A 7,890-nucleotide genomic window follows, 5' to 3' on the forward strand; every position below is an offset into this window, starting at 1 on the left:
CTTAAAACTTTTATCCAAAAAGGCCGCAAATTTCGTAGTTCTGCCCCATTTTAAATAAGTCAACAGGATGGCTTGACTTAAATAGATGAGGAAATTTTATGAAAAAAATAGCAATTACCACTACATTTTTTGTAGCACTATTAAGCAGTGTTTCAATTTTTGCTGAGGAGATAACCGGTACATGGATACAAATCGATGATAAAACAGGTTCACCTAAGACACTGATTGAAATTAAAAAACAAACTAATGGATCTTATTCTGGAAAAATTATTAAAGTAACACCACGCCCAGGTTATACACCCCGAGAAACCTGTTTCAAGTGTCCACCACCCTACACAGATCAACCTATATTGGGATTAGAAATCTTTCAAAGTTTACAACATGTTGATGGAAATAATTATGCAAACGGTCGTGTACTTGATCCTTTAACAGGAAAAATATATGGCTTGAAAGGGCGAATTTCTCCCAATGGTAAACGTCTTATATTACGTGGTTATGTGGGAATTTCTGCCTTGGGTCGAACTCAAACCTGGATTAGAAACGACTAAATATGACAAAAATCAGTATTATGGTGCTTTTTACTCAATGATATTTAAATAACGCACATTATTCTTCATATCCATGACGCATCATATTGACTAATTTTTAAACACTCCTAATATGTTTTTTATTAATTAAAAAAATATTCACCACAACCGCAGGAATTTATATGAAAAATAATATCTTACTTACTGCTCTTGCCAGTTTAATTTTTAGTGGGAATGTATTGGCACAAGATCTATCGGGTACATGGCAACAAATTGATGACAAGACAGGTTCACCCAAAGCCATTATCGAAATTCGTAAAGACGCAAATGATATTTATACTGGTAAAATTATCAGAGTGACACCTCGTCCAGGTTATACACCGCAAAAGACATGCAACAACTGCCCTGCACCGTATACCAATCAACCCATTCTAGGCATGGATGTCCTTACTGGTTTAAAACACGTGCCAGATACCAATAATTATGAGAAAGGCCGGGTCATCGATCCTTTAGCAGGTAAAATTTATGATGCCAAAGTTCGACTGAATGCGAGCGGAAAACGTCTCACTTTACGTGGCTACATCGGTATTTCAGCATTGGGTCGCAGTCAAACCTGGTTACGGGTCGATTAATCCAAGTCCCTGCTTTTAATTAAAAAGCCACAATAGAGTGGCTTTTTATCCAAATCAGCTTAAAACTGTTTGCTTGACTCTAAAGTATATTGACTAATTACTTTATCTATCTAATATATCCGTTAATTAAAAAATGAAAGATTAAGTGAGAGTCTTATATGCAAAAGAATCTATTGCTGGCTGCTTTTGCTGCTGCACTTTTCAGTGGAAATGTTTTCGCTCAAGACATTTCTGGAACATGGCAGCAAATTGACGATAAGACCGGTGCTGCGAAAGCAATTATTAAAATTAATAAAGAAACCAATAATACATTTACCGGGAAAATTATTAAAGTTACTCCTCGCCCAGGTTATACCCCACGAGAGACATGTAATAATTGTCCAGCACCATATACCAATCAACCAATTTTGGGTATGGAAATTCTGAAGGGCTTAAAACATGTATCTGGAACCAATAACTACGAAAAAGGCCGTGTTATAGATCCTCTAGCGGGTAAAGTTTATGATGCCAAAGTTCGACTGAATGCAACAGGCAAGCGTTTAACTTTAAGAGCTTATATGGGTATTTCCACCTTGGGACGCAGCCAGACCTGGATCAGACTTGACTAAGTACCTCTGAACAAAAAAGCCACATGATGTGGCTTTTTTAATTTTGATGATCTCGATGATTACATCATAGGATTATCAACTTTAAACAATTCTTTATCTTCTAATCGATAAGCGATTAGCTGATGTCCCCAAACACACCCCCCATCCACATTCTGAATCTGTGGCGTAATGGTTTTCCCTTGTAATGCGGCCCAGTGTCCAAAAATCAACTGATGAGTTTTAGCAGCTTTGGATTCAAACTCAAACCAGGGCTGAAAGCCTTCAGGCATTGGATCATCCAGTGAATCTTTAAAGCAGAATTCCATTTGCCCTTCTGCATTGGTTAAACGCATACGGGTCAGATAATTGGTAATACAACGCAAGCGCTCATTGCCTTGCAAATCATCTGACCAAAGATCAGGTTTTTTACCGTACATTTCCGCCAAGAAAGCATCCACTACAGCAAAATCATCATGGGAAATAATCGCTTCAATTTCTTTTGCCAATGCCGCAGTTTGCTCTGCTGACCAAAGGCAAGGAATACCCGCATGCGTCAATATGGTTTGTTCATTCGGAAACAGGCATAAAGGCTGTTTCCGTAACCAGTCAATTAAATCATCGCTATCAATAGCATCAATCACATCACTGGTTTTATCTCTTTCATTTAGCTCTTTTAAACCACGTGCACACGCCAACAGGGTTAAATCATGATTACCCAGTACTGTAGCTGCCACATCACGATCCACCAGTTTTTTGACAAAGCGTAGTGTGCCAACCGAGTTTTCACCCCGCGCCACCAAATCGCCAGCAAACCAGATAAAATCATGATCCGGATCGAACCTGATTTCTTTCAACAAAGCTTTTAAGGCTTCAAAACAGCCTTGAACATCACCAATCACATAATTGTATCGAATATTCGAAGCTGCCACTTAATCCACCATTTGATCTGCTAATGCAACAAATTGAGCCAGCGTTAAAGTTTCTGGACGTGCCATTGGATCAACACCCGCATTTTCAAAACCTTCTTCAACCAGCATGCCTTTTAAACTATTGCGCAAGGTTTTACGACGTTGGGTGAATACATGTGAAACCAGACGGGCTAAAGCTTTTTCACTTTTTGCCACAATCGGCTTGGTTGCATAAGGCTCTAGACGGAAAACTGCAGAGGTGACTTTAGGTGGTGGATTGAATGATCCCGGTGGTACTTCAAACAAGAAAGTCGGTTTGCAATAATACTGAATCATCACTGACAAACGGCCATATTCTTTGCTGTTTGGTGATGCGGTAATACGGTCAACCACTTCTTTTTGCAACATGAAGTGCATGTCTTTGACTTTGTCACCAAATTCCAAGAGGTGGAACAACAGCGGTGTCGAAATGTTATAGGGTAAGTTACCAACCACACGAAGCGGACGACCTTCTGCAAATAAATTGGTGAAGTCGTATTTTAATGCATCGGTTTCAATAATGGTTAAACGTTCAGGATGCGGTACACGACCTGGTAAACCTGCCGCCAAATCACGATCCAGCTCAAGCACGGTCAAAGCATCACATTCACCAATTAAAGGCGAAGTCAAAGCTGCAAGACCCGGACCAATTTCAACAATATTTTCACCTGCACGCGGGTTTACCGAACGTACAATTTTTGCAATGACACGTTGGTCATGTAAGAAGTTTTGACCAAAACGCTTACGCGTGTGATGCCCTTCATCTTTTGGGTTTAAGGCATTAATTTGATACATAAAAACATTTCCAACGTGAGTAATGAGTAAAAATCAGTGGCGAGCCAAATCTAGGGCTAAATCGACAGCAACGTGCAAGCTTGAACTTTTTGCCAGTCCAGTCCCTGCAAGGGAGAGCGCTGTGCCATGATCTACAGAAGTACGGATAAAAGGTAAGCCCAAAGTAATGTTAATGGCTTCACCAAATCCTTGAGATTTTAACACAGGTAAGCCCTGATCGTGATACATCGCCAGAACAGCATCGGCATCTTTTAAATTTTCCGGGGTAAACAGTGTATCGGCAGGCAAACTCAGGCTCATATTGATGCCCTGTGTACGGTAACTTTCCAGCACCGGATTAATCACTTCAATTTCTTCCATGCCCAAGTAGCCACCCTCACCGGCATGTGGATTCAGACCACAAACTAAAATACGCGGATAATCAATCCTGAATTTGGTTTTCAAATCATGAATCAGAATATCAATCACTTGATGCAATCGTTCTGAAGTAATAGCATCCGGCACATCACGTAAGGCCAAATGGGTAGTCGCTAGCGCTACACGTAAAGTCTTGGTGGCCAGCATCATCACTACACGCGGTACCCCAGCAAATTCCTGGTAATATTCGGTATGACCACTAAAGTGAATACCCGCTTCATTGATAATAGATTTTTGCACAGGTGCTGTAGCCACACCTACACTTTTACCCTGCATGGCATAATCTGCTGAACGACGTAATTGTTCTAAAACATAGACAGAATTTTGTGCATTGAGTTGTCCCAACACCACCTCAGCATTTAATGGCACATGTTCTACATATAGCTGTCCTTGCGCCGATGATTCAGCTTGGCCTTGATACTCTAGCAGCTCGATATCAATATTTAATAATTCGGCACGTTGCTTTAATAAATCAATGTCGGCCAATACTACGACTGGTCGCTCATCAATACGATCCGCTAAACTTAGACAAATATCTGGACCAATACCGGCAGGTTCACCACTAGTGACATATAAAGGAAGCATAATTCATCCAAGTAAGCTTGATGATCAACATTATAACGCGAATGCGGAACAAGAAAGCTGAAGCTGTGCAAAACAACCTATAGATCAAATATTTTAATCAACGATATAGTTAGTAATTCGTATTACATCGATATTTTTCACTTTAATATTCCATTGAAAACAGGATGTTAAATTTTAATCATCAGTTGTTCTAAACAGCAAAAATGCTGAATAACAAGATTTTTCATGCCGATAAAATTGTGTATGTTGCTTTCAAGGAAGGCATGCAAAATTGTCAGTTCCCGAGATGAAAGACAATCTTTTTATCTTCATTTACCAACCCTCCTTTTTAGATTCTCCAACCCTTCCATTTTCATTCTTGTTCTTTTAAAATATAGCGCTTGAAATTTTATATTTTCATTGTGGTTCTCCTGGCTTTCAGGTAGAATTCGGTCTCCTTTTGTTTGGACAGCTTCCATAGTCCAAACCAACTATAATAGGTAGTGGTTTAATGAAAACTCTCAGCGCTAAGCCAGCTGAAGTTCAACACGACTGGTACGTTGTTGATGCTTCTGGCAAAACTTTAGGTCGTCTTGCGACTGAAATCGCTCGTCGTTTACGCGGTAAGCATAAAACTTCTTATACTCCTCACGTTGACACTGGTGATTACATCGTTGTGATCAATGCTGAACAAGTTCAAGTGACTGGTAAAAAATCACTTGATAAGAAATATTATCGCCATACTGGTTTCCCTGGTGGTATTCGTGAAACTAATTTCGAGAAATTAGTTGCTCACAAACCAGAAGAAATTTTCCAACGCGCTGTAAAAGGCATGTTGCCAAAAGGTCCTCTTGGTTATGCAATGATCAAAAAAATGAAAGTGTACGCTGGTACTGAGCATCCACATACTGCTCAACAGCCACAAGTTTTGGACATCTAAGGGATACAGCACATGGCTACTAACTATGGTACAGGTCGCCGTAAGACCGCAACTGCACGTGTTTTCTTATCAGCTGGTACAGGTAAACTCGTAATCAATAACCGTACTCTTGAGCAATATTTCGGTCGTGAAACTGCTCGTATGGTTGTTCGTCAACCTTTAGAGCTTCTTGAAGCTACTGAAAAATTTGACCTTTACATCACTGTTGCTGGTGGTGGTATCGGTGGTCAAGCTGGCGCTATCCGTCACGGTATTACTCGTGCATTGATCGCTGCTGACGAATCTGTTAAACCTGCTCTTCGTCAAGCTGGTTTCGTTACTCGTGATGCTCGTGAAGTTGAACGTAAGAAACTTGGTTTACGTAAAGCTCGTAAACGTCCTCAATTCTCTAAACGTTAATTCGTTTACCGAATCGGACAAAAAGCCTTGGTTTATCCAAGGCTTTTTTATTGCCTATTACAAAGAACTGACGAATAAAACGAATCGATACCCATAAACGATCACAACCTATAGTTATTGGCCATCATACAAAAACCAGTGCCTAGCCATCTGCAAGTTAAAAATGGGTACAGCAAAAAATATAAATTTCATTCATCACCATTGAACCGTGATTTTATAGCCCAATTTTAGTATCCTATCCTATTCATTTATCACTGCTTCGGATTATGTCAATCGAAAATGCACCTCCTCAAGGAATCACGCTTTACAGTCATGCGGATGATTTTCGCTCACACTGGATACGCTATGTACTTGCCGAGAAGCAAATCAAATATAATCTAATTATTGTAGATGAAGATGATGAAGATCTCGCCAGTCTAAATCCCTATAACCAGCTTCCTATGATGATTGAGAATGAGCTTAAGCTCTTCAATAGTGGCATTATTTCCGAATATCTAGATGACCGCTATCGTCAAAACAAGCTCTATGCCGATGCTCCAATGCCACGCGCAGAACAACGTCAGTATATCTGGCGTTTTGATCAAGACTGGTTAAAACTGGCTGATATTATGCTACGTCATCCAGATACCCTGAATGAAAAAGAGAAAGTAAAAGCTCAAAAGCAACTCAGAGATACGCTTATTTCACTTACCCCTCTATTTCAGCATTTTCCCTATTTTATGTCGGAAAGCTTTACAATTTTAGATTGTATGCTAGCACCCATTTTTATACGTTTAAAAGCCATGGGTATTGAATTACCTAAACAGCATTGCCGTCCTATTCATTTATATTGTCAACGAGTTTTTAGTCGGCCTGCATTTATCAAGTCCTTAACGATGCAGGAAAAAAACCGCTACAGTGAATTTTTGGTAAATTAATCGAGCAAAATCATGTCTGAACAAGAATTGAATCTCCCCCCTACCCGCCCTTATTTAGCACGTGCTATTTATGAATGGATTTGTGACAACAACCTTACCCCTTATTTACTGGTTGATGCGACTCAGCCCAATACCAGGGTCCCGGAACAATTCATTCAGGATGGTCAGATTGTTTTAAATATCGTGCCTCATGCTGTACATCAGTTAACCATGAGTAACGATGCTATCACCTTCTCTGCGCGTTTTGGTGGCGTTTCACGTGATATCTATGTACCCTTAAATGCAGTGATGGGCATTTATGCACGTGAAAATGGGCAAGGTTTATTCTTTGATCCAAATGAATATGAAGGTACCCAAATCGCTGAAGATACTTTAAAATCTACTACAACTTCAGAAGAAACTGAACAACCTAAGAAAAAACCGAGCCTACGGTTATTAGACTAAAATAATATGGAGCAAGTGAATGGCTTTTGATTTAGTACAATATTTTGCTGAGCAGATTAACACTCAAAAGCCTCAGCTTCTCGAACATTATTCTAGAGAAGATCGAAAAACTCAGCTGTTAGAAATTAATGCGCTGGTATTAGGTAAACTCATTTCACTTTGGCGAACCGATGATAAAAAAGTTTACCAAGAAATTTCCTCGCCAGAGGATCTGTTTATTCAAGAGGTTGCGCGACATCTTACAACATCTTCAAAAAATCAGTCCAGCTTGCCTAAAAATGAGTTAGAACCAACAGTAACTGAAATATTAAAATTACAACTGGCAGAATTAAAACAGCTTAATGATATTGGAAATCTGAATATCAGAGGGTTACATGAGCTTATATTAGGACAAATTGAGCACCTATCTGGTCAAGCTTCTGATTGGGTTTGGTCAACAAACGAGCTAACAGAATTAAAAGGCTCTAAACCAATTGAACAAGAAGAGATATCATTAGACTCAACAATGAAGGAGTTTAGTCAAATGGTTCACCAGAATATCCAGCAGCATGATGTTGAAGAAGTTTCAGTTGTAAGCACCCCAACCTGGGCAAAGATTGTTGAGCCTGTCGTTGCAATCGCAATTCTTTGGGTACTGATCTCTGCAGCATGTAATATTTTTGCTTAACATTTGCAAAAATTCCGATCTTAAAACCAGCAAATGCTGGTTTTTTATTGCTTA

At 39.5% G+C, this 7,890-nt stretch carries 11 protein-coding genes; 8 read left to right on the forward strand and 3 right to left on the reverse strand.

Going from position 1 to position 7,890, the window contains the following annotated elements; genetic code table 11:
- The first annotated feature begins 98 nt into the window (after positions 1-98).
- The 3 genes from LZZ98_RS13385 to LZZ98_RS13395 all read left to right on the forward strand — a co-directional run bounded on the left by LZZ98_RS13385 (position 99) and on the right by LZZ98_RS13395 (position 1,767).
- Positions 99-548, forward strand: coding sequence for a DUF2147 domain-containing protein (locus tag LZZ98_RS13385; protein WP_237788279.1), 450 nt, complete (start codon positions 99-101; stop codon positions 546-548).
- A gap of 161 nt (positions 549-709) precedes the next feature.
- Positions 710-1,159 (forward strand): DUF2147 domain-containing protein, encoded by a 450-nt coding sequence (locus LZZ98_RS13390; RefSeq protein WP_237788280.1) that lies wholly within the window; start codon positions 710-712, stop codon positions 1,157-1,159.
- A gap of 158 nt (positions 1,160-1,317) precedes the next feature.
- Positions 1,318-1,767, forward strand: coding sequence for a DUF2147 domain-containing protein (locus LZZ98_RS13395; protein WP_237788281.1), 450 nt, complete (start codon positions 1,318-1,320; stop codon positions 1,765-1,767).
- Positions 1,768-1,826: 59 nt separating this feature from the next.
- Here LZZ98_RS13395 and LZZ98_RS13400 read toward each other — a convergent pair whose 3' ends face one another.
- From LZZ98_RS13400 to pdxA, 3 genes are read right to left on the reverse strand one after another with little or no spacing between them, the layout of a single operon-like run.
- On the reverse strand, positions 1,827-2,660 hold the full coding sequence (locus LZZ98_RS13400) for a symmetrical bis(5'-nucleosyl)-tetraphosphatase (RefSeq protein ID WP_237788288.1): 834 nt from the start codon (positions 2,658-2,660) through the stop codon (positions 1,827-1,829).
- A 15-nt stretch (positions 2,661-2,675) separates the two neighbouring features.
- Entirely contained in the window at positions 2,676-3,488 is an 813-nt protein-coding gene (gene rsmA / locus LZZ98_RS13405; protein WP_086175427.1) for a 16S rRNA (adenine(1518)-N(6)/adenine(1519)-N(6))-dimethyltransferase RsmA, read from the reverse strand.
- 33 nt (positions 3,489-3,521) lie between these two features.
- The gene (pdxA, locus tag LZZ98_RS13410; protein WP_237788282.1) at positions 3,522-4,490 is read right to left on the reverse strand and encodes a 4-hydroxythreonine-4-phosphate dehydrogenase PdxA; all 969 of its coding nucleotides are present in this window, start codon (positions 4,488-4,490) and stop codon (positions 3,522-3,524) included.
- 490 nt (positions 4,491-4,980) lie between these two features.
- On the opposite strand from pdxA, the gene rplM reads away from it, so the two are divergent.
- From rplM to LZZ98_RS13435, 5 genes are all read left to right on the forward strand, one after another.
- Positions 4,981-5,409 (forward strand): 50S ribosomal protein L13, encoded by a 429-nt coding sequence (rplM, locus tag LZZ98_RS13415; protein WP_004811299.1) that lies wholly within the window; start codon positions 4,981-4,983, stop codon positions 5,407-5,409.
- A gap of 12 nt (positions 5,410-5,421) precedes the next feature.
- A complete protein-coding gene (rpsI, locus tag LZZ98_RS13420; RefSeq protein ID WP_086175429.1) occupies positions 5,422-5,808 on the forward strand; it encodes a 30S ribosomal protein S9 in 387 nt (128 codons plus the stop codon).
- A gap of 266 nt (positions 5,809-6,074) precedes the next feature.
- The gene (locus tag LZZ98_RS13425; protein WP_237788283.1) at positions 6,075-6,725 is read left to right on the forward strand and encodes a glutathione S-transferase N-terminal domain-containing protein; all 651 of its coding nucleotides are present in this window, start codon (positions 6,075-6,077) and stop codon (positions 6,723-6,725) included.
- A 12-nt stretch (positions 6,726-6,737) separates the two neighbouring features.
- Positions 6,738-7,169: a ClpXP protease specificity-enhancing factor gene (locus tag LZZ98_RS13430; RefSeq protein WP_237788284.1), complete on the forward strand. Its 432-nt coding sequence runs from the start codon at positions 6,738-6,740 to the stop codon at positions 7,167-7,169.
- A 19-nt stretch (positions 7,170-7,188) separates the two neighbouring features.
- Entirely contained in the window at positions 7,189-7,836 is a 648-nt protein-coding gene (locus LZZ98_RS13435) for a hypothetical protein (protein ID WP_237788285.1), read from the forward strand.
- The last annotated feature ends 54 nt before the right edge of the window (positions 7,837-7,890 follow it).

The sequence above is a fragment of the Acinetobacter sp. SM34 genome (assembly GCF_022012365.1).
Taxonomy (GTDB): domain Bacteria; phylum Pseudomonadota; class Gammaproteobacteria; order Pseudomonadales; family Moraxellaceae; genus Acinetobacter.

Coding starts and splice junctions, on each gene's coding strand:
- LZZ98_RS13385 (WP_237788279.1), top strand. CDS start 99: ATGAAAAAAATAGCAATTACCACTACATTTTTTGTAGCACTATTAAGC.
- LZZ98_RS13390 (WP_237788280.1), top strand. CDS start 710: ATGAAAAATAATATCTTACTTACTGCTCTTGCCAGTTTAATTTTTAGT.
- LZZ98_RS13395 (WP_237788281.1), top strand. CDS start 1,318: ATGCAAAAGAATCTATTGCTGGCTGCTTTTGCTGCTGCACTTTTCAGT.
- rsmA (WP_086175427.1), bottom strand. CDS start 3,488: ATGTATCAAATTAATGCCTTAAACCCAAAAGATGAAGGGCATCACACG.
- pdxA (WP_237788282.1), bottom strand. CDS start 4,490: ATGCTTCCTTTATATGTCACTAGTGGTGAACCTGCCGGTATTGGTCCA.
- rplM (WP_004811299.1), top strand. CDS start 4,981: ATGAAAACTCTCAGCGCTAAGCCAGCTGAAGTTCAACACGACTGGTAC.
- rpsI (WP_086175429.1), top strand. CDS start 5,422: ATGGCTACTAACTATGGTACAGGTCGCCGTAAGACCGCAACTGCACGT.
- LZZ98_RS13425 (WP_237788283.1), top strand. CDS start 6,075: ATGTCAATCGAAAATGCACCTCCTCAAGGAATCACGCTTTACAGTCAT.
- LZZ98_RS13430 (WP_237788284.1), top strand. CDS start 6,738: ATGTCTGAACAAGAATTGAATCTCCCCCCTACCCGCCCTTATTTAGCA.
- LZZ98_RS13435 (WP_237788285.1), top strand. CDS start 7,189: ATGGCTTTTGATTTAGTACAATATTTTGCTGAGCAGATTAACACTCAA.